This window comes from Pleomorphochaeta naphthae (assembly GCF_055396005.1).
Window position 1 is genome coordinate 3,310,225 of record NZ_AP042457.1, and the last position, 21,744, is coordinate 3,331,968.

Here is a 21,744-nt window from a genome sequence, read left to right on the forward strand (position 1 = left end):
GTATAAAGTAATTAGTTATATTGATGGATATTATCAAACAAACTAATTACTTTTTTTATGAAAAACTAACATTACGGTTATATATCTTATTTAATATAACTTTCATTTTTTATTTAAGTTATAATGACAAACCTTTATTATATAAACCGATTCTTTTTATAATTTTGGGATTTATTATATCTTCTATCTTTATTGTTTTAAGTAATAATCTATTTTCTCAAGTAATTATTATTTTAGTATTTATTTTTTATTTATTAGCCTTAAATGTTAATTCAAATAAGATTTTTAAAGCTGGCACTGAAGAAAGTCGGATAAAAGAAATTGAAGGAATTGTTGTAAAAGATCAAAGCGAAACTCAATCAGGTTATTATTATTTGGTTGTAGATTGTTATAAAGGGTTTTTGAAAGATGGAACAAGTGTTTCTTTAAAAGGACAAATTCCCATACTCTTTAATAAAGATTATGATTTATTAATGTTTACTCCTCTTAGAGCAACGGTAGAATATAGTGAGGACATTAAAATATTTAAAGCAAAGGATGTAACTGTCCTTTGTAAAAATCCTAAATATGGCTCATTTTTGAATAAATTAATTTTTTCAGTTCGAGATAATAGGATATTTTTATTAAAAAAAATTAAATCATATGTACATATTGCATTAGCTAGAATGTTATTGCTAGGTAGATGTGATCAAGAAGGCTTTGTCTTTAAAGAATACGCCCTAAAATTAGGTTGTGCACATCTTTTAGCTTTGTCAGGTATGCACTTATCAATAATAGCCTTATTTTGTTCCTTTCTTTTAGGCCTTTTTATAAATAAAAATTTAACAAAGTACTTTTCCCTCATTTTTATAACTTATTTTATATACATCACAGCCCCAATTCCAAGTTTACTTAGAGCCTTAATAATGTATGTTTTAAATTTATTTAAAATAAAGGGAGAGTTGAAAAGTGAAATTGTTTTGCTTTTATCGGCAATTATACAAGCAATTATATTCCCTTCAACGTTTATAAGTGCGGGGTGTTTGTTTAGCTATGGTGCTTTATGTGCTATATTTCTATATTCGTCAATATTTAAAGATGTTAATATAGTGCTTTCTTCAATTTTAACGACAGTATTTGCTATTTTAATTACATATCCTCTCTCAATTTCACTAGGTGGATCTTGGTGTATATTATCAATAATATTAGCACCTTGTCTTACTGTTTTTATTACAGTTGAAATGATTTTAGCTTTAAGCATTTTAATAAATTCCATTTTTGTAGATTTTAATTATTATTTAATAGATAAAATAGGAGTTGGTATTACTGAGGCAATTATTAGATTAATATTGAATATAGAAAAGGAAGTTAATTTTTATTTGCATAAATTAGCAAGATATATAGAAAGAATAATAACAATAATATTTGAAAAAGGGGACTATCTTAATAATAAAGTCCCAAAAGATTTAATAAGTACAAAAGGGTATCTTATCTTTGCTACTATAGTATTGACCTCATTAGCTGTGTATCTGTATGCTACACACAGTTTTAAATTTAGGAGCTACGAATAAAATGAGTTGGAATTTTCCCTATGAAAGCATTACATCAATAATGGATTTATTAGAAAGAAAAGAATTGGCAATGAGTAAAAAATTTGGACAGAATTTTTTGCTTTCAGCTGATGTTAGAAATCGGATTGTTAATTTTATGGAACTTTCTGAAGACATGAATGTTTGGGAAATTGGTCCTGGTATCGGTTCAATAACTTCTTTAATATTAGAAAAAAAAGTTAATTTAACAGCTTTCGAAATTGATTATGGATTTTGTAAAATTTTAGCAAATGAAGCATTTGAAGATGAGGGGAAGTTTACATTAGTTGAAGGAGATGCTCTAAAAACTACTTTAGAAACGTTTAGAACTCAAGGTGTTCCTGATGTAATCTGTGGTAATTTACCTTACAATGTTGGAAGTGTCTGTATAGCTAAATTACTAGAAAATAAATGTCATCCTAAAAAAATGGTCTATACCCTTCAAAAAGAAGTTGCTCAAAGACTTTGTGCTCCAAGTGGTTCAAAATTATATTCCTCATTTTCTGTTTTAGCTCAAATCGATTATGATCTCTCTATTGTTATGGATATAAATAGTCAGGCATTCTATCCTGTACCAAATGTTGTAAGCAGTGTAATTGTAATGAACAAAAGAAAAACTTCTTTAGTTTCTGAAGACCTTAGAGATACTTTTATAATGGTTGTCAGGGATTTATTCTCAAAGAGAAGAAAAACTATTAAAAATAATTTAATAAGTGGAAAATGTGGAAAGTTATATGAAAAAGAGCTGTTACTAAAAGCTCTAGAAAAATCAGGCGTTTCACCTCAGGCTAGAGCTGAAAAATTAAGTATTAATGAATTTATAAAAATTAGTGAGCAAGTTATTTTACTTTCAAAAGCCTAAAAAATATCTTATGACATTACTTTCATTATATTTAATTATATATATAGTAAAGAAATATATTGTAATTCGATATTAATTATATAGCATTGTAATGGATTCTGTAAGACTATTGTCATAAATAACAAAAGGTGCTATACTATATTTACTTATTTGAAAAAAGATAAAAGTAACAAGGAGACTAAAGTGAGAAAGATTACAACTTTAATGGCTTCTTTATTGATAATAGCACCAGCTATATTATTAGCTACAGGAATAATTCCTGTTTAGTTTAAGTATTGAGAAAGAATCCTATTAATTAAACAAAAAATACAAAGTATTATTGTTTATAATAAGATGGCGTACAATTAAAAAAAATAATTAAGAAAAATATATAGGTTCGAGAGTAAATAATTATTCTCGAATTTTTTATTCAAAAATAAGACTGTATTCTTATTAAAGAAATACAGTCTTAATTTAATGAGAGAATAATAAATTAAATATATGAAATTATTATTAATTTAGAGTAGCTGCTTGAGCTAAAGTAATAGCACTAGTAACTACGATATCCTCTACACTACAACCTCTTGATAAGTCTGAAACAGGTCTAGCGAATCCTTGAAGAATTGGGCCATATGCTTCAGCGCCAGCAAGGCGTTGAACAAGTTTATAACCGATATTACCTGCTTGAAGGTCAGGGAAGATTAGAGTGTTTGCACTTCCTGCAACAGGAGAACCTTTAGCTTTAAATTTACCAACACTGTCAATAATTGCAGCATCAAGTTGTAATTCACCATCAACAGCTAATTCAGGACATTTTTCTTGGACCATTTTAGTTGCTTGTTGAACTTTTTCAACTAAATCACCTTTAGCAGAGCCTTTTGTTGAGTAAGATAAAAGAGCTACTTTAGGTTCAGCTTCTAAGAAAGTTTTACATGATTCAGCAGAAGCTTCAGCTATAGAAGCTAATTGTTCAGCTGTAGGATTAGGAATAGTTGCACAATCACCAAAAATGAAAGAACCATTAGCACCTAATTCAGTTTTATCAGTAGCCATTACAAAACAGCTTGATGCGCTTTTAATACCAGGTTTACATTTGATAATAGTAAAACAAGCTCTTAAAACATCACCAGTAGTGTTTAGAGCACCAGCTACCATGGCATCAGCATCTTTTAGTCTAGTCATCATTGCACCCCATTTTAGAGGGTCAATAATTTGGGCAAAAGCATCTTCTTTAGTCATTCCTTTATGTTTTCTAAGCTCATAATACTCATTTGCATAAAGTTCTCTTTTATCAGATTCTTCTGGGTCTAAAAGAGTTAGAGATGATAAATCAACACCTAGTTCTTTTGCCTTAGCTTCAATTTCGTTAACTTTCCCTAATAAAGTAACTGATTTAGCTAATTTTTCTTCCATTACTTTTACTGCAGCTTGTAGAGTTCTTTCTTCACAGCCTTCAGGAAGTACCAACTTCTTTTGAGCTTTTACAGCTTGCATTTTCATTTTTTGTGCGAATGTCATTATATTTCTCCTAAGATTTAACAGTTCATTATTTTTATACTATCACAAGGAAAATTATTGATAAATTGCTTTAGCAAACCTTATTATAATTTTTTTCAAAAAAAATTAAGAAATAATAGTCATTTTAAATAGGGTGAAATAAAAACTATAATATTATTGTAATATAGTTTTAATATGCTTAACAATAATAAATAAATTTGGATAAAAACGTAAATTCAAGTAATTTCAAAAAAAATAGTTAATTATTTAAAAAGTATATCTTTATTTTCGTTTTTATCTTGAATGAGTTGTTTTTAATGATGTATCTTTTCAGTACTGAGGTTGTAATAAGTATTATGAATATTGGTGTATATGGGTTAGGAAGATTTGGAGCATTCTGGGCAAAAGAATTAGCTAAACATAATAATAATGAAATTTTTGGATATAGTAGACATAAAAAAGAGAAAATTGAGGGTGTTAAGCAAGTAGACGAAGACACACTTTTAAGTTCAAGTGATATTATATATTTCTGTGTTGCAATAAGTTCTTTTGAAACAGTTATTAAATCAGTAAAAGACAGATTAAAAAAGGGTGCAGTAGTTATAGATACATGTTCTGTAAAAGTTTATCCTGCTAAAGTTATGAAAGAAAATCTTCCAGATGGAGTATATTCGATTGCTTCACACCCAATGTTTGGACCAGATTCAGGAAAAAATGGGGTTAAGGGTTTACCTCTTGTCATTTTTCCTATATCTTGCCCTAAAGATATTTATAATAATATCTTAGAAGATTTTAAATCTTGGCAGCTAGATATTTTAGAGATGTCCCCCGATTCTCATGATAGAGAAGCTGCTTGGTCGCAAGGTATTACTCACTTTGTTGGAAGAGTATTAGATGAACTTGCCCTTCAACCTACAGAACTTGCAACGACAGGTTATAGAAGGTTGATGTCTATTGTTGAACAAACCTGTAATGACCCCATCCAACTATTTCACGACTTACAGAAATACAATCCTTATGCAAAACAAATGCGAATGGGATTAAAGGGTGCTTTAGATTATGTCATGCAGGACTTAGTATCCCAGGAGGACTAGGTGAATGTTTGTGTTTACACATTGGGATGTAGATTAAACCAATGTGAGAGTGAAGGAATAGCAGATGCCTTCGTTTCAGAAGGATTTTCTATTGTCAAAGACAAAGAAAATGCTGAAATATATATAGTTAATACTTGTACAGTTACAAGTAAAGCAGAGCAAAAAGCTAGAAGAATGATTCGAAAGTTTGCTCAAGTTGGTATTTGTGTTGTAACAGGATGTTATGCACAATTAAACGCTGAAGATATAAGAGCACTACATGAGAATATCATTGTAGTACCTTTATCGAAAAAAGCTCATTTATTAAAATTACCAAAACATATAAATGCAGCACTTCAAAGTGGTATGAACTTACAAGATTCAATAAAAACCTTTGTAGATGAAGACGCTTCTGTATTTGATTATGCTGCAGCATCATTTTCATACCACCATAGAGCTTATTTAAAAGTTCAAGATGGCTGTGATAATAATTGTGCATTTTGTAGAGTTCACATAGCACGTGGTAAGGCTGTTAGCCTAGATAGTGATGTAGTTGTTGAGAGAGCTTTAGCCTTAGAAAAAGAAGGCTTTAGTGAGATAATGCTAACTGGTGTAAATTTAACAATGTATGATCATGAAAATGATGGCCTTGGTGGGCTAATCGAAAAACTCCTAGATGCATTAGGTCCAAATATAAGGCTTAGATTATCTTCAATGGAAGCAGATCACGTTGATGATAGATTATTGAATGCACTTAAAGATTATAGAATGCAACCACATTTCCATATCCCAGTTCAAAGTGCTAATGATGATGTATTGAAAAGAGTAAATAGAAAATATGATAAAGCTCATTTAATTTATATCGTTAATAGATTAAAAGAAATTAAAGATGATCCTTTTATTGCAGCTGATATTATTGCAGGTCTTCCTGGAGAAGGGGATAGTGAGTTCAAAGAAACATATGAATTTTTAAAGGATTATGGTTTTAGTCAGCTTCATGTATTTCCTTTTTCTCCACGACCTAACACAGCCTTATATAAAGCTAAAGATAAAGTTCCTGAATATCTTAGGGATGAACGAGCTAAGGCTCTTAGAGAATTATCTAGCGACCTTCATAATGCATATTTAGAAAGGCAGCTAAATAAGGAATGTGAAGTAATACTACAAACAAGAAAAGGCGGTAAATTCACTGGAGTTACCGGTAATTATATAGATGTAGTGGTTGAAAATACTCCACCATTTGCAGCTTCTGGTATGCTATTTAAAGCAAAGATTATAGATATTGATGGTGACAAACCTAAAGCAGAAATAATTTAATAATATAATCATTAAAGAAATTTTTAGCCTTCTTAGCAGTAAAATTAAATATTTTACTATTTTGAAGGTATTTTTTTTACAAAAGCGTGCAAGTAAATAAAAAGAGATAATATTAATAAATTAAAAAAAATTATTTAATAAAACGCGAACCTCAAAAATTTGATATTTTGCTGTTTTTAGGGGTAGGTTCGCGATTTTAAGTAATTCTTTATAATATAATAAAATATATGTTTCTATAGATAGAAAAGTAATGAAAAAATATATTTGTTAACTGTAAAATATCCGAAGGTTCGCTATTTGCCTATTGTAATTTCTTTCATTGTAAGGAATAATAATGGTAGGAGTCTGAAAGGATTGACCTGCTTTAAGGGATTAAGACATTGATAACGAAGTTGAAAACCTTTTAAATCTTTTTTATCAACGTCTGAAAGGATTGACCTGCTTTAAGGGATTAAGACAAAATCAAAATTTCTTTTTAACCATTCATTAAATCTTTTTAATAGTCTGAAAGGATTGACCTGCTTTAAGGGATTAAGACGTTAGATAATACCTCATATTATCTTTGCTTGTAAATCTGCGTCTGAAAGGATTGACCTGCTTTAAGGGATTAAGACAAAATTGTAACAGCATGTGGTGTCAAATTTACTAACATTTTTGTCTGAAAGGATTGACCTGCTTTAAGGGATTAAGACCATTTGGGTTTTGAATAATCTCTCTTATCTGTGCTTCGTCTGAAAGGATTGACCTGCTTTAAGGGATTAAGACCTCACAGATAGTAGGTTTGTGTTTTTTAAAATACATTAATATGGTCTGAAAGGATTGACCTGCTTTAAGGGATTAAGACCTAGAGCCTCGTTTACTACTTTATCAAACTCTTTTTCGATGTCCGAAAGGATTGACCTGCTTTAAGGGATTAAGACGCTTTACCAACTTTTTTTAAGTTATAAATTGACTCGTGGTTATGTCTGAAAGGATTGACCTGCTTTAAGGGATTAAGACAACTACTTTCTCAGCTAAACTGTCATTAAGCTCAGAAATAAGGTCTGAAAGGATTGACCTGCTTTAAGGGATTATAGGTTTTATACTTTAAACTGAAGTCTAAAGAGTTCGAAAATTTAAAAATGAAATGAGAAAGTTTTATAAAAATATGAAATATTAAACATTGATTGATTTTTTCTATGTAGATAATCAAATTAAGAAAATAAAGAATTAATACCATAATTTGATGCTATATTTCCTTTAATTCTTACCAAATTGGCATAAATGATGTTTTATTTGTAAAATATTTTTCTTTAATATTGTTAGTAACCATGTTATTATTATATTAAATTATTTTTTACAGTAGGGTTTATGCTTGATTATATTGTGTTAAAATATAGGATAAGATTTGAAACTAAAGTTAAATGGAATAAATCACCATCTATTATTTTTCGAAGTGTGTTAGGAGCTCAATTAAAGAAACTTACTTGTGTATTAAAACAAAATGAGTGTGAGTCTTGCATATTAAATAGTAGTTGTGTTTATGCATGTTTTTTTGAATCTCCTATAGAAAAAGATAAAAAAGTGTTATTAGGAAGGAATAGGTCGCCACACCCTTTTACTTTGGATGTTAAACTTATTGACGAAGATAAGGCTGATATTAAAATTTTGTTCATAGGAAAAAGTAGAAATTATATCCCATATATAACTTTAGCTTTGCAAAAAGCTGGAGAATTAGGAATTTCAAAATCTAGAACACATTATGATCTTGTAGATGTTTTATGCAATAATTTATCTTATAGCTTTGATGTTAATACTTTTCCAGAAGTTTCAAAAAAGTGGCCAGTTGAAGATATAAATTTAAAATTTAATTCAGTTAAATTTCTAACACCTTGTAGAATTAAAAAACAAGGTCATTATTTAAATAAAATAACTGCAAATGATTTCTTTAAAGCAATTGAAAGACGCATTTTTATTTTAGATCAAATTTATGGAGATGGAACTTTTAAAATTAAAAATGAGCCTTTTTCTTTAAAAAGTCATTCAATAGATCAAAAGTGGGTTGATTTTAATTATTATTCAAGCCGACAAAAAGAGGCATTAAAAATAGGTGGAGTTATTGGAGAATTATTAATTATAGATGGTCTAGATGAATATACATTCCAACTTCTAAAAGCTGCTGAAATTTTTAATGTTGGAAAAAATATAAGTATGGGCTTAGGTAAAATAGCTTTGTCAGAGGAGGAGATTTGAAGTGATTGATATAAAATCTCAGTATGAAGTTGCTATTGCTGCATTATTACATGATATTGGGAAATTTAAACAACGAGCATATAAAGGTGATGAGACAAAAATTAGTAATACCACTTTAAAAATGGAAGGGTATATAGCAAAGTTAAATAGTAAAACTCAGTTATATACTCATCGACATGCCTTATGGACATATGATTTTTTTATAACTGATTTTAAGCCAATAATTGATAATATTGATTTTGATATTAATTTAAAATGGGAACAAGTTTATAGATCTAGTGCATCTCATCATAGTCCTGGGGAAGGTGATTATTCAAAAATTATACAATTAGCAGATTCTATTTCTTCTAATAATGATAGAACAGATGCACAAGATTCATATAAAAGAGGGGATTATTATAAAAAGCCTTTACGTTCTATATTTTCAAATATAGATACTGAAAAAGATAATAAAGCAAAGAAAAGTGATTATTATTATAATTTGTCACTTTCTGAAAAATATAGCTATCCCACCAGTGATAAAGAAAACATTGAATTAGATTATCAAAATCTATGGGAAAATTTTATTCAAAGTTTACAAAAATTACCCAATAAAATGACAGTAGTTGAATTATTAATGAAATTAAAAGATTTGCTATATCAATATACATGGTGTATCCCTTCATCAACAAATGATTTATTAAATGATATTTCATTATATGATCATAGTGTTACTACTATGGCTTTTGCTATAGCTATGGCTAATTCAGATCAGAAAGAACAATTTAGAATTTTTGCCGCAGACGTATCTGGTATTCAACAGTTTATTTTCCAAAGCAAATATAGTTCTTTTAAAGGTGCAGCTAAAACTTTTAGAGGTAGATCATTTATTATCAGTTCTATCAGTAATTCATATCGGGTTGCTTTGTCTCAGAAACTAGGAATTATACCATTTACTGATTTAATAGATGCAGGTGGAAAATTTACTATAATTTTGCCCCCAGATGAAGCTCTTATTTCTAAAATAGATGACTTTGTTAAAGATCAGGATTTATTTTTCTTTAAAAAATATCAAGGGACTTTATGTGTTTTAACAGATTATTCTCTATTAGCTAGTATAGATGCTTTTTCTAAAAATGAATTTGTAAATACACAAAAAGAAGTTGGATATAGACTTAATTCTAAGAAAAATAGGAAATTTGAGCATTGTATTAATGAGATTGGGTATGTAATTAATAATACAGATATTGAAGGTACTAGGTGTTCAGTTTGTGGTAAAAATATAATAACTAATAAAGAAAATAACATTTGTAAAAATTGTGAAACTATACAAAAATTAGGAGCAAATGTTTTAACTAAAAAGTATATTAATTATAATTCACAAAAGGGATATGAAATTGTAAAAGATGTATTTATCTCTCTTGAAGATGAAGTATTAATTAATAATTATTTTACATATAGTTTAACTTCGAATGATTATAAATATCCAATTTGGCGATTAAATACTCACAGTCCAGATAAAACATTTGAGGATATTGCAAAAACAGGTATTGATGAAAATGGAATGGGAAAAAATTATTTAGCTTATGTAAAAATTGACGTTGATAATCTAGGAGAAATCTTTATTAGTGGATTTCCAAAAGAAATCTATTCTATTTCTAGATATATAACTTTATCAAGATTATTAAATCATTTTTTCAATGTTATTGTTAAACATATTTTAGAAAAAAATTACCCTGAAGCATATACTGTTATCTCTGGAGGAGATGATGTATTTATTATATTACCATGGAATCAAGCCTTAGAGTTTATTCAAGAACTAAAATTAAAATTTAGAATATTCTGTTGTAATAACAATCAAATACATTTTTCTGCAGGAATAGTAGTAGGACATGCAAAAGAACCTTTTGCTCTTTTAAATGAAAAAGCTAATTATCAGTTAGATGATAGAGCAAAAGAAAAAGAAGGTAAAAATTGTACTTCGTATTTTAATGTTCTTTTTGATGAAGTGGAATTAAGAAAATTAATAGAAGACTCTAATATTTTAACTAAATATATAAGTAATGAATCAATTTCTTCATCATTTATATATAGAATTTATAATTATGTAAATGATTTATTAGTAGAGACTGATAGAAAAAAGAAGTCTTTGAGTTTACCTATTAGTGATGATGCATTATTAAAAGAAAAACAAAGAAAATGGTCAGTATATTCAAAATTAAGATATGATTTAGTTAGAAATGTAAACATTAAAGATGAAAAATATAAAGCTGAAATTTATAATTTCTTTTTAAATCATATAGATAATTATAAAGATTCTTTAGAATTAGAAAGATTTAGAGTTGCATTAGTACATACAATGTATGGACTTAGAAAAAATTAATTGGAGGCTAAAAATGCTTAAATTAACAAAAGAATTGTTAACTGAAGAACCAGAAAATATTGCAAAAAATGAGATGATTAAAAATAGACAAAGAAAAGCATCATCTACTCAAATTAGAAAGTTTTATGATGATTTTCTTTTACTGCATTCTAAGTCTCATAGGGATGGTTTTTCCGAAGAAGATTTTAAAAATGAAATATTACCTTTAATTGCTTTTTCTAAAGCGAAACTTGCATATAGTATGGGAAGAGGTATTATTCATAAAAATTTTAAAGATCAAATTGAAAAGAAAGTAAATCAAATACAAACACGAAAAGATTTTGATAATTTTATTTTATTTTATCAAGCTTTAATTGGTTATACAAAATATTATGAAAAAAATTTTAGATAAAACTTAAAGTTTTGAATTTAGAGAAAGTATATAATACAGTAGTAAATTATTGGAGGTATAAATAAATGTCTATTCATATTGTTGAGATAAAAGGTAAAATTGAAATTATTACAGGTTTGCATATAGGTGCTGGAGATTCTGAGGTTCATATTGGAGGAATTGATTCTTCAGTTATTAAGAATCCTTTAGATAATTACCCATATATTCCAGGATCTTCACTTAAAGGGAAAATGAGATCATTATTAGAGTTATATTATGGCTTATCCTTAGATGGAAAACCTTCCTCAAGAAATAATAATAATCATATAGTTCCAACAATTTTTGGTGATACATCTGAAAAAGGAATGACTCGAATTATTTTTAGAGATTGTTTTATTTCAGAAGAATCTAAAGATAAATTAAAAGCTAAAAATATCCTACCTACTGAAGAAAAATCTGAAAATAGTATTGATAGGATTTCAGGAACTGCTAATTCTCCAAGAAATATTGAGAGAGTTATTCCTGGATTATCTTTTGATTTTTCAATGAATTTAAGAATTCTAGATGAAGATAATGAAGATGAATTTAAAAAAATTATAAAACAAGGGTTATTTTTAATGGAACAAGATTCTCTAGGTGGTAATGGAAGTAGAGGATATGGGAAGATAAAATTTAAAGATTTGGTATGGGGTGATAAAGCTTTTAATCTGGAGTAATAAATGAAATATTTAAAATTGAAGTTAAAAACAAAGTCTGGATTTTCTAATTTATTTACAGCAGATCAAATTTGGGGCCAAATGGTATGTGCTATTTCAGCTTTAAAAGGTCCTACAGAAGTTTCTAAGTTTATTGATCAGTTTGATAAAAATCCTCCATTTTTAATAAGTAATATGTTTCCAGAAGGATATCTCCCTAGAATTATATTACCACCATTTAAAAGAAATCAAAATGAAAAGATATCTTTACAAGATGAGAAAAAAAATAGAGCTTTAGCTAAAAAAAATAAAAAAAGAACTTATATTCCTATTGAAGTCTTTTTAAAATATCAAAAGGATATAGATAAATTAAAATTAGCAATAATTGATAAATCTCCAGAAATTTATTCATTAAATGAGGTTAGAAGTTCTATTGATAGAATGTCTGGTAGACCTATTGAAGGTGGAGTATTTAATCAAACATTCTTATATTCTGCTCATCCTTTTGTTATATATTTGAAAATTATTAATGATAGTCCAGGAACAATCTGTACAATTAAAGATATTGTCTCTTACCTAAATCTTGTAGGATTAGGAGGAGATAGAAATGTCGGAAAAGGTAATTTTGAAATTTTACTTGAAGAGTTAAATGAAAATGAAAATAAATTATTTTCATTTAAAGATAGTGATTTATATATGACAATTAGTAGATGTAGTGGAAAAGATTTAGAACCTATGTACTATCAAATGAATTATTATTTTGGGATAGTTGGTAGTTCAATTGGAGAAAGAAAAACATTCAATAAATACCCTGTTGTATATTTTGAACCAGGATCCGTTTTTAAGAATGGCAATGGTTGTATCCTTCATAACGTACATACTGATTCTAAAATTTGTAGTTATGGATATTCTTTCCCCATTTATTTTAAATAAGGAGTGTTGCATGGGTAATAAAGAACAATGGATTAATCATAAAATTCAAATTGAAATTCTGACTCCTGTTATTATTAATACTGGTGAATATTATGAATATGGAGAGTTGTTTTTATTAGGAGATAAATTATATAAAGTGAATTTGAATAATCTTTTAAAGATTATGGATTTGCAAACACGCACTGAATATATCGAAACTGTTACAAAAGGAATTTCTTCAAGAGATAAAAAATATGATAAAGCTGCTAAAGCTTTGGTTTTAAAAACTCTAAGAGAAAATAATGATAAAATTTCTTTAATTTTTTCACGACCAATGGGATATCTTCAAAGTGGAAAAAATTTAATAGAGAATAAACCTTTTCAAATAATTGATAAAAATTGTATAAAAAAAATTAATGATAAACCATATATCCCAGGCTCTTCAATAAAAGGTTCTTTAAGAACAGCTATAATACAGTCTTTATTAAATCATCAAACAATTTCTAAAAATGATTATATTGATTCAACTGGTTTTAAAAGAAAGTATGTACAAACTAAAAAGTTTGAATCTAAAATAATGAAAGTGTCAGATAAAGTTACAGATGATCCTTTTAAATATATAAAAGTTAGTGATTTTGAATTTGAGTCTAAATCAAGTGTTAATATATTAGGTGAAATTTTAATTAGTACAAAAAAAGATCCCTTACCTGTTTATACTACTATGACTGAGGCATCTTGTTATTCAGATAGTAAAATTACATTAACAGGTACTATTTCAATTTCAACAAAATTAAAAAAGATTTATTCATTAGAACAATTTACAAATATTAATAATATAATTGATGCACTTAATGATTATTATATAGATAATTTTAATAATAAAGCAAAACAGCTTCCGATTGGACCTAGAAATCTTATGGTTAAAATTATAGAAGATAATGTAACTTCTACAAAAGGTTTGATCAGAATTGGCAGATTTTCAGGAATTGAAAATATTACATATAATATCCAACAAGATATGTCTATAAATACAAAGATATATAATGAAGATATAAATATTGAAGGAGGAGAAAGTTATCCTCTAATTGAGAATAAATTTCTTCCTGGATATTGCTTAATAACAGAGGTTAGAGAATGAGGCTAATAGTTAATTTTGGTAATAGTGATTTAAAATTATTTTGTAAAAATTCTGGTGATGCCTATGTATTTAGGAAAAGAGAAAAATATTTTTCTAGTTTATCTGATTTAGTTGATTCTATAAAAAAATATGATGTTAAATTTGATTCTAATGGCAATGTTTTAACTAAAGCTTTTATTAAGATAAACGAAAATAATGAAACAAAAGAAGATGAATTAGAACGAATAGAATTTCCAATTTTGAAAGATGAAATAAAGAAAATTGAGGAATTAGAGAAAAGGAAAATTACTGAAGTTCTTTGCTTTATTACGAAACAGAAAGAATCTAAAAATACTGATACTTTTTTATTAAAAGAAATTTTATTAGGAACCTATGGGAAAATAGTATTTCCAAATATAGAATTCAAATTTGCAACAATAACGGTTAATCCTGCAGATTATAGTATAATTCTTCCATTATATAGTAAATTTATTTCTAAAATTAACTTAGATGATACAGTTATATCCATAGCACAGGGAACTCCTGCAATGTGTCTTGGTTTATCTCAAAGTTGTGCCAGAGTAAAACCTGATATTAATCAATATTATGCTTCTAATAGCCATGAAACAGATAAAGCAACAATTAAAAAGTTAGATATTTTTTCAAAGGAAGAAAAATTAAATTCAATAAATCAATTAGCTGTTGATTTAAAAAATGGCAATTATGATATAGCTAAAGCTAAAGTTGAAAATAGCTATCTATCTACATTTCCTTATATATTAGATATTTTAGATTATTTTATTTATAGAAAGAATTATCAATTTAAAGAAGCTTTAGATAAATTAAATTCATTATCTGAAAAAAATCATAGTTTTGATGAAATAATTAAACCTATAAAATTAAATTTAGAATATATAATTCAAGCAGATCCAGAGAATTTTAATTATTCAAATCCAAAATGTCCTTTTCTTTTATTAGAGTCTTTAGCTAATATTCAGCTCAGTTTAAATAAAAAAGATTATTTTAATACTATGGCGTTGTTAATTTCATTTTTAGATGTTTTAGGTAATTATGTTATGTTGAAAGCCTTAGGTTTAGAGTCTCTAACATTTAAAAAAGGTATTTTTGAGGAAGTAAATGAATATATTAGAGATAATATTAAATTAGAAAATTTATCAAAAAATAAATATGATAAACTGATTTTAGCAATAAGCAAACCTGAAGGAATTCATTTTGTTGCTAACTTTTCTACGAGGCGTCAATTAATCCATTGGGTTGTTAGCAATAAAGACAATGTCCCTGAGTTTGTTCAAATGTATTTTAAGCTTGATTCTAAATATAAAGCTTTCATACCTTTTGCAAGTTTGAGGAATAAGTTACCAATTGCCCATAGTGTTAAAGGTATTTCTTTGGAGGCTATTAATATGGCTTTAAATGATAATAAGAACAATACTGCTTATAATATTTTTGGATTAATTGAAGAACTATATAATCTAGTAGAAGATAGTTTTGCAATTAGTAAGATTTATGCTCCTTATTATTTAGACAGTGATAAATTTATTTCTATAATAAAGAAGTTAATTTTATAGGTAAAAATTGATATGATAGCTTATTTAGTATCTAATAATGGGAAGTTAAAATCAGATTCAGGTTTATTGGTTTACAGTGATTATTTGGGAAATATTACTAAATTTATACCTAAAAAATTAACTCAGATTATAGTAATAGGTAAACTTGAACTTACAGGGTCTGCTATAAATTCTATAATGAATCATAAAATTCAAGTTAATTTTATTCATAAGAATGGTAAGTTTAATGGAAAATTTATATTTGAAGATTCAAAAAATACATTTTTGAGACATAAACAACATCAAATTTACGATGATTCAATAAAAAGCTTATCTATTGCTAAAGATCTTGTAAGAGGTAAAATTTATAATCAACTACATTTTGCACAGCGAATAAATAGAAAGTTTAATAATAAAGAAGATATTTTATATAATATTCATATAATTAAGACATGTTTAAATAATATTGATTTAGCTTCAAATATTTCTGAAATTAGGGGAATAGAAGGTGAAGCAGCAAAAGCTTATTATAATATATTTGGTTATAATATAGCACCTAAATGGGCAAGCTTTAAAGGTAGAAATAAAAATCCACCTCGAGATGAAGTGAACTCTGTATTGAGTTTTTTATATACTTTAATTGCGATTCGAATAGATTCAATCATAATTTCTGAAGGATTAGATGATTCTATAGGTACTTTACATGCTCTTACATATGGTAGAAAATCTTTAGTTTTCGATTTGATTGAAGAATATAGAACACCAATTGCTAACACTTTAACATGTTCTTTATTTAATCAAGGTACATTAAAAAAAGATGATTTCAGAGTTGGCGAGAAATATGAAAATAGTGAATCTGAAGATATAGAACAATTGGTACAGATAGAAAATGATGTAAAAGTAGGTGTTTATTTGACTGAAAATGGGATGAAAAAGGCTGTTAATGCTTTTGAAAAAAAATTAAAAGATACACATTTTTATCCTGAATTAGAAAAAACTATACCATATGACCGTATTTTTAGAGAACAAATATTATTATATAAATCTGTTATTAATAATAATCGAAACCATTATTTATCTATGGTAATAAAGTAATGTTATATTTAGTTTGCTATGATATAACTAGTCCAAAAAGATTATCAAAGGTTGCAAAGTATTTAGAGCGTAAAGGTGTTAGAATGCAATATTCTTTTTTTTCTTGTGAAGTCGATTCTAAAGATTTGGCTAAAATAAAAAAAGATATGATTAGTTTAATCGATGAAGAATACGATAAAATATGTTTTATACCGATTTGTGATAGTTGTTTGAAAAAAATTATTTTTGTTGGGTGTGATGAAAGTTTTATTTTACCTGATTTTGTGGTGTTATAGTATGATTGAGAATTATCTAATAATATATGACGTAAAAAATAAAATGACTAAATATAACAGAATATATAAATTATTGAAAAAATATAATATTAAAAGGATTCAGAAGTCAGTATTTTTTATTCAAGAAGAGAAAAAAGAGATTTTAAAATTATCAAAGAGATTGAAAAAAATTATTGATCAAGAGCAGGATAAATTATTAATTATTCCTTTGTGTCAAGATGATTGGAATAGTGTAGAAATGTATGGAGTTGAAAAGAAAAAAGGAATTGAAAAAAAAGCCTTCGTAATCTTATAGCGCGAAGTTATAAAATCGGAGATTTTTGCCATTTTTAGCGTAGGTTCGCGCAAAGTTGTAATTCTTTGTGTAATAAGAAAATAATCAGAAATTAAAGTTTTATTCAAGAGAAAATATAATTTGCTTTCTAGCAAACAAATTTAGGTTCGCGATTTGACTATTGTAATTTATTACTGTATAAGGAATAATATCGTAAGGAGTCTGAAAGACATGACCTGCTAAAAGGGATTAAGACTTCTTCAAAAGACTTAACAAGAGAGTTAAATTTTTCAACAGTCTGAAAGACATGACCTGCTAAAAGGGATTAAGACCATAATTTTACCCTTTAAAAATTTTTTTTAACATACTCTTTTACGTCTGAAAGACATGACCTGCTAAAAGGGATTAAGACACGCTTTTAAAATATTAATTATCATAAATTCCCCTTTTAAAGTCTGAAAGACATGACCTGCTAAAAGGGATTAAGACTGAATTGCACAATTTATCACTTTTTTCTCGTTTTCAGTTAAAGTCTGAAAGACATGACCTGCTAAAAGGGATTAAGACTGCTTAAAGCAAAATATTTAACTTCCACCTTATCGCCTGTTAATGTCTGAAAGACATGACCTGCTAAAAGGGATTAAGACCATCTAATACAACACGATAAATTTTTTCTTGTTCTTGCTTTCTTGTCTGAAAGACATGACCTGCTAAAAGGGATTAAGACTAGTATTTTAATTCTACCTAAGTTAATGTTCCCTATAAAAACGTCTGAAAGACATGACCTGCTAAAAGGGATTAAGACGATCATCACTAGAAACTAATTTAGTAATAGCCTCATCTAAGTCTGAAAGACATGCCCTGCTAAAAGGGATTAAGACATATTTCAACATTGTCTAAATTTGATAAAGGCTCTATAGCGTCTGAAAGACATGACCTGCTAAAAGGGATTAAGACACTTTTTTAACTGTTGTTAAATTTTTCTTTATGCTAATTAATGTCTGAAAGACATGACCTGCTAAAAGGGATTAAGACCATAATCTACAGTTAACGCAAATACTTCATCAAAATTTTGTCTGAAAGACATGACCTGCTAAAAGGGATTAAGACGCATTAAGAAGCATTTTAGCTTCTTCTTTTGTTACATAATTGTCTGAAAGACATGATCTGCTAAAAGGGGTTAAGACTGCTTCTGCTTCTAAGATTTCTTCTCTTCTATTAATATAAGTATGAAAGCTATGACCTTTTAAAAAAGAAGAAGGTGCGCTACTATTTTTTAATTGTTTGTATGTCATTTTTTCGGACTATGAATTTAAAGTTCAATTTACGATATACAAAAATAGTATTTGTGAAAAATTTTATTCAAATAAAGACCAAAAATTCAATCAAAAAAAATTGAATGAGATAAATAATCTAAATTATTAATTACATATTAGTATTTATTATGTTAGTACTTATCTTTACTTTGAATTAGTTATAAAAGTTATTTTTTAATTTAACAATTTTTTTAGATTGATTTCTGTAAATGAAGTTATTGAAAAAGAAGTTTCTTTTAAGTTATTTATTGTTTCAGTATCTGCCCCTATACTGTTAACAGCTATAATTTTGCCTACATTAGCTCTTGAAGCACTTATAATTCCGCTTTTTGTATCTTCAAATACAATGCAATTATTAGGACTAATCTTTAAGATTTCAATAGTTTTATTGTAAATTGCAGGATTGGGTTTACTTGGCAAAGTCCCATCATTTGCAATAATATATTCTTTTTTGAAAAATTTAGAAAGAGTGAAAATTTTTTCATACTCTATCATTAAAGACGGATGAGCACTAGTTGCAATAGCAATTTTAATATTATTGTTTTTAAGTTTTGTTATTAAATCTTCAACGCCTGGAGCAAGAGAAATTGAATCTTTTTCTTCTTCCATTATTTTTAAATATTCTTGATCTTTTTCGTAAACTAATTGAGTGGTAATCTTTTTATCTAATTTTTTGTTATAAACTTTTTCTAAAGTTTCAACAGTAGTTCTACCATTTAAATGAGCATATTCTTCTCTAGTGTATTCTTTATTTAATTTTTTCTTAATAAAATTATACCATGCTCTATAGTTTATTTCAGAGTCCCAAAATAGTGTTCCGTTAAAATCAAATATTACAGCTAGTTCTTTCACAATATTATCCTATTTTTGTTTTATAGCCTATAATAAACAAAATTTATTATTTTATAAATTAGGATAGCTCTATTTTTTGTTTTTCTTGATTAAATAAATATGTGCTATTATATATTTAATAGAAAGTAGGAGATAAATTATGGCCTTTGATTTTAAGAAAGAATATAAAGATTTATATAGACCAAAGAAAATACCTTCAATTATTAAAATTGATAAGATTAATTATTTAGCTGTTAGAGGAAAAGGAAATCCTAATCAAGAAGATGGAGAATATCAAAAGGCCTTAGGTCTATTATATCCAATTGCTTATGCACTTAAAATGAGTTATAAAACCGATTATAAAATTGAAGGCTTTTTTGAATATGTAGTTCCACCTCTAGAAGGATTTTGGTGGCAAGAAAATATAAAAGGTGTGGATTTATCAAACAAAGATTCATTTAGTTGGATTTCAGTACTGAGATTACCAGATTTTATAAAAAAAGAACATTTTTTATGGGCAAAAGAGAAAGTAACAACTAAGAAAAAACTTGATTGCACTAAGGTGGAGTTTTTAACAATACAAGAAGGCTTATGCGTTCAAATTATGCATATTGGTCCTTTTGACACAGAGATTGAATCTGTTAATAAGATGCACGATTATATAAAACAACAAGGGTATGAATTAGATTTTTCAGATCAAAGAAGACATCATGAAGTTTATTTATCTGATATCAGAAAAGTTGATCCATTAAAGTGGAAAACTGTGATTAGACATCCAATTAAATGATTCATTAAATTGAATTTATCTCTTTATGAACTAAATCAGAAGCCATTTTTGCTGTCATAATGCAAGTAGGAAGCCCTGCTGGACTTACCGTCCATTGTCCTGCTCTATAAAGATCAGGAACAGATGTTAGTACAGCTTTTTTCATGTTTAACATACCTGCAGAAATAGGTACTTTTTGTTCAAAAGACCAACCTACAATTGCTCCCTCAGAACAGCCTACTTTATTAGCTATGCTTAGTGGGCTAGCTGTGAAACTAAAAATAATATTATCTTTTAATTTAGAATAAACTGAATTAGCAAGGGAATCGATCATAAATTCTTGAATTTTACTTTCAAATTCATTATACCATCCATCTTTTTTAATTCTTTTAGTTAACTCATAGTCAAAAAGGAAACTTGCAATTAATCCTGTTTTTCCGTTTGGTGCTGCATCTCTATCTGTAAGAACTGGGATTGAAATTTCATATGTATTCAAATAACAGAAATCTCTCAGCCATGAATAAAATGTTTCTCTATTTAATGATTCCCAATTAGCCAAAATGTTTGTAAGTTTTGATAAATGTGTTTCTTTAAGACCTTCTTTTGAAGGTGTGTAGAAAAAATGACTCTCAGATATTGATCTAAAATATTCAGGAGGTAAATCAATAGCTAAAAAAATGGTAAACACAGATTCAGCTCCCTTACTTGCTAAAATAGAATCTTTTTCATCTTTAATTTTATTTTGAATTTTAATTGGAAATCCCTGGGGTGAAATCATGTTATATAGAGTCTTCATATCTGCACACCAAATTAGTTTCTCATATGTGTATTCATTTCCTTTATCATCTGTTAGTTGTTTATTAAATGCATCTAGTTTTACTATTTCTGTATTAGTTTCAATTTTAGAGCCAAGCTCTAATAGTCTTTTACTTAAGGCTTCTGGAATACTACCAACGCCTCCTTTAGGATAATAATAATCTGGATATAGAGAAAAGTAACTCATAGCAAAAAAAGCTGGGGTTTGTTTGAAAAAGTGTTGGGAGATAATATCTCTTAATGAATCATCTTTTATTATTTTATTAAGGAATTTTTCCATAGGCATTTGCATTTTTACAATTGCTATTCCTGTGATTAAAAATTTAATCAACCAAATAGGAAATGTTGTAAAGTAATATTTGAGATTACGTTTACCATCTTTAAAAAAGGGACTATTATTACCAAATAAAACCTGCATATAAACATCAAATTTTGCAATAACCTTAATAACTCTTTCAACATCTTTAATACTATTAGGATATAATTCTTTTAAAATTTTTTCATATTTGGAAAGACTTTCTTCAGTAGCTGTACTAAATATTTTATCTTCAATTCCTAGAGAGACTTTACTTTTTAATAGTGGTAAATCAATTTTAAGTTCTTCCAACATTGGTTTAACCATACCAGCATTTTCTACAGCTCTAATTCCACCATCAAAAAGGAATCCATTTCTTTTGAAAGAGTTAACTAATCCACCGCATGTATTGTTTTTTTCTAAAACTAGAACTTGATGTTTTTTTATAGCCAAAGAGGTTGCAGCGGTTAACCCTGATATCCCAGCTCCGACTATTATAATTTGGTTGTGGAATTTCATAATAG

At 27.3% G+C, this 21,744-nt stretch carries 18 protein-coding genes and 2 CRISPR repeat arrays; of the genes, 15 read left to right on the plus strand and 3 right to left on the minus strand.

What is annotated here, in order from left to right; translation table 11 throughout:
* The first annotated feature begins 164 nt into the window (after nucleotides 1-164).
* The gene (locus ACZ5SO_RS15010; RefSeq protein ID WP_464625724.1) at nucleotides 165-1,550 is read left to right on the plus strand and encodes a ComEC/Rec2 family competence protein; all 1,386 of its coding nucleotides are present in this window, start codon (nucleotides 165-167) and stop codon (nucleotides 1,548-1,550) included.
* 1 nt (nucleotide 1,551) lies between these two features.
* Complete coding sequence (gene rsmA, locus ACZ5SO_RS15015; protein WP_464625725.1) at nucleotides 1,552-2,430, plus strand: 16S rRNA (adenine(1518)-N(6)/adenine(1519)-N(6))-dimethyltransferase RsmA; 879 nt, start codon at nucleotides 1,552-1,554, stop codon at nucleotides 2,428-2,430.
* Between the two features lie 492 nt (nucleotides 2,431-2,922).
* On the opposite strand, the gene pta is transcribed toward rsmA, so the two are convergent.
* Entirely contained in the window at nucleotides 2,923-3,927 is a 1,005-nt protein-coding gene (gene pta, locus ACZ5SO_RS15020) for a phosphate acetyltransferase (RefSeq protein ID WP_464625727.1), read from the minus strand.
* A 296-nt stretch (nucleotides 3,928-4,223) separates the two neighbouring features.
* On the opposite strand from pta, the gene ACZ5SO_RS15025 reads away from it, so the two are divergent.
* From ACZ5SO_RS15025 to cas2 (ACZ5SO_RS15080), 12 genes are all read left to right on the plus strand, one after another.
* Nucleotides 4,224-5,000 carry a prephenate dehydrogenase/arogenate dehydrogenase family protein gene (locus ACZ5SO_RS15025; RefSeq protein WP_464625728.1) on the plus strand — a complete coding sequence of 259 codons (777 nt, stop codon included), beginning with the start codon at nucleotides 4,224-4,226 and terminating at the stop codon, nucleotides 4,998-5,000.
* Nucleotides 5,001-6,296, plus strand: coding sequence for a tRNA (N(6)-L-threonylcarbamoyladenosine(37)-C(2))-methylthiotransferase MtaB (gene mtaB, locus ACZ5SO_RS15030; protein ID WP_464625729.1), 1,296 nt, complete (start codon nucleotides 5,001-5,003; stop codon nucleotides 6,294-6,296).
* Between the two features lie 343 nt (nucleotides 6,297-6,639).
* Nucleotides 6,640-7,373: a CRISPR direct-repeat array (repeat unit 36 nt; unit sequence GTCTGAAAGGATTGACCTGCTTTAAGGGATTAAGAC).
* Nucleotides 7,374-7,646: 273 nt separating this feature from the next.
* On the plus strand, nucleotides 7,647-8,528 hold the full coding sequence (cas6, locus tag ACZ5SO_RS15035) for a CRISPR system precrRNA processing endoribonuclease RAMP protein Cas6 (protein ID WP_464625731.1): 882 nt from the start codon (nucleotides 7,647-7,649) through the stop codon (nucleotides 8,526-8,528).
* 1 nt (nucleotide 8,529) lies between these two features.
* Nucleotides 8,530-10,890: a type III-A CRISPR-associated protein Cas10/Csm1 gene (cas10, locus tag ACZ5SO_RS15040; protein ID WP_464625732.1), complete on the plus strand. Its 2,361-nt coding sequence runs from the start codon at nucleotides 8,530-8,532 to the stop codon at nucleotides 10,888-10,890.
* 13 nt (nucleotides 10,891-10,903) lie between these two features.
* Entirely contained in the window at nucleotides 10,904-11,281 is a 378-nt protein-coding gene (gene csm2 / locus ACZ5SO_RS15045; protein WP_464625734.1) for a type III-A CRISPR-associated protein Csm2, read from the plus strand.
* Between the two features lie 65 nt (nucleotides 11,282-11,346).
* A complete protein-coding gene (gene csm3 / locus ACZ5SO_RS15050) occupies nucleotides 11,347-11,976 on the plus strand; it encodes a type III-A CRISPR-associated RAMP protein Csm3 (protein ID WP_464625735.1) in 630 nt (209 codons plus the stop codon).
* A 3-nt stretch (nucleotides 11,977-11,979) separates the two neighbouring features.
* Nucleotides 11,980-12,888, plus strand: a complete 909-nt coding sequence (gene csm4, locus ACZ5SO_RS15055; protein WP_464625736.1) for a type III-A CRISPR-associated RAMP protein Csm4 — start codon at nucleotides 11,980-11,982, stop codon at nucleotides 12,886-12,888.
* A gap of 10 nt (nucleotides 12,889-12,898) precedes the next feature.
* The gene (gene csm5, locus ACZ5SO_RS15060; protein WP_464625737.1) at nucleotides 12,899-14,005 is read left to right on the plus strand and encodes a type III-A CRISPR-associated RAMP protein Csm5; all 1,107 of its coding nucleotides are present in this window, start codon (nucleotides 12,899-12,901) and stop codon (nucleotides 14,003-14,005) included.
* Nucleotides 14,002-15,573 carry a hypothetical protein gene (locus ACZ5SO_RS15065; RefSeq protein ID WP_464625738.1) on the plus strand — a complete coding sequence of 524 codons (1,572 nt, stop codon included), beginning with the start codon at nucleotides 14,002-14,004 and terminating at the stop codon, nucleotides 15,571-15,573. The genes csm5 and ACZ5SO_RS15065 overlap by 4 nt, the downstream gene beginning before the upstream one ends.
* A gap of 12 nt (nucleotides 15,574-15,585) precedes the next feature.
* On the plus strand, nucleotides 15,586-16,647 hold the full coding sequence (gene cas1 / locus ACZ5SO_RS15070) for a CRISPR-associated endonuclease Cas1 (RefSeq protein ID WP_464625739.1): 1,062 nt from the start codon (nucleotides 15,586-15,588) through the stop codon (nucleotides 16,645-16,647).
* Nucleotides 16,647-16,922, plus strand: coding sequence for a CRISPR-associated endonuclease Cas2 (gene cas2, locus ACZ5SO_RS15075; protein WP_464625740.1), 276 nt, complete (start codon nucleotides 16,647-16,649; stop codon nucleotides 16,920-16,922). Before cas1 ends, cas2 (ACZ5SO_RS15075) begins: the two co-directional genes overlap by 1 nt.
* A 1-nt stretch (nucleotide 16,923) precedes the next feature.
* Nucleotides 16,924-17,217 carry a CRISPR-associated endonuclease Cas2 gene (gene cas2, locus ACZ5SO_RS15080; RefSeq protein WP_464625741.1) on the plus strand — a complete coding sequence of 98 codons (294 nt, stop codon included), beginning with the start codon at nucleotides 16,924-16,926 and terminating at the stop codon, nucleotides 17,215-17,217.
* A gap of 199 nt (nucleotides 17,218-17,416) precedes the next feature.
* Nucleotides 17,417-18,383: direct repeats of the CRISPR family, unit length 36 nt; unit sequence GTCTGAAAGACATGACCTGCTAAAAGGGATTAAGAC.
* Nucleotides 18,384-18,686: 303 nt separating this feature from the next.
* Here cas2 (ACZ5SO_RS15080) and ACZ5SO_RS15085 read toward each other — a convergent pair.
* Complete coding sequence (locus tag ACZ5SO_RS15085) at nucleotides 18,687-19,364, minus strand: HAD family hydrolase (protein WP_464625742.1); 678 nt, start codon at nucleotides 19,362-19,364, stop codon at nucleotides 18,687-18,689.
* Between the two features lie 139 nt (nucleotides 19,365-19,503).
* Between ACZ5SO_RS15085 and ACZ5SO_RS15090 the strand changes: the two genes are divergently transcribed.
* A complete protein-coding gene (locus ACZ5SO_RS15090; protein WP_464625744.1) occupies nucleotides 19,504-20,130 on the plus strand; it encodes a GyrI-like domain-containing protein in 627 nt (208 codons plus the stop codon).
* A 4-nt stretch (nucleotides 20,131-20,134) separates the two neighbouring features.
* Here ACZ5SO_RS15090 and ACZ5SO_RS15095 read toward each other — a convergent pair whose 3' ends face one another.
* Nucleotides 20,135-21,739 carry a phytoene desaturase family protein gene (locus tag ACZ5SO_RS15095; protein WP_464625746.1) on the minus strand — a complete coding sequence of 535 codons (1,605 nt, stop codon included), beginning with the start codon at nucleotides 21,737-21,739 and terminating at the stop codon, nucleotides 20,135-20,137.
* Nucleotides 21,740-21,744: the final 5 nt, after the last annotated feature.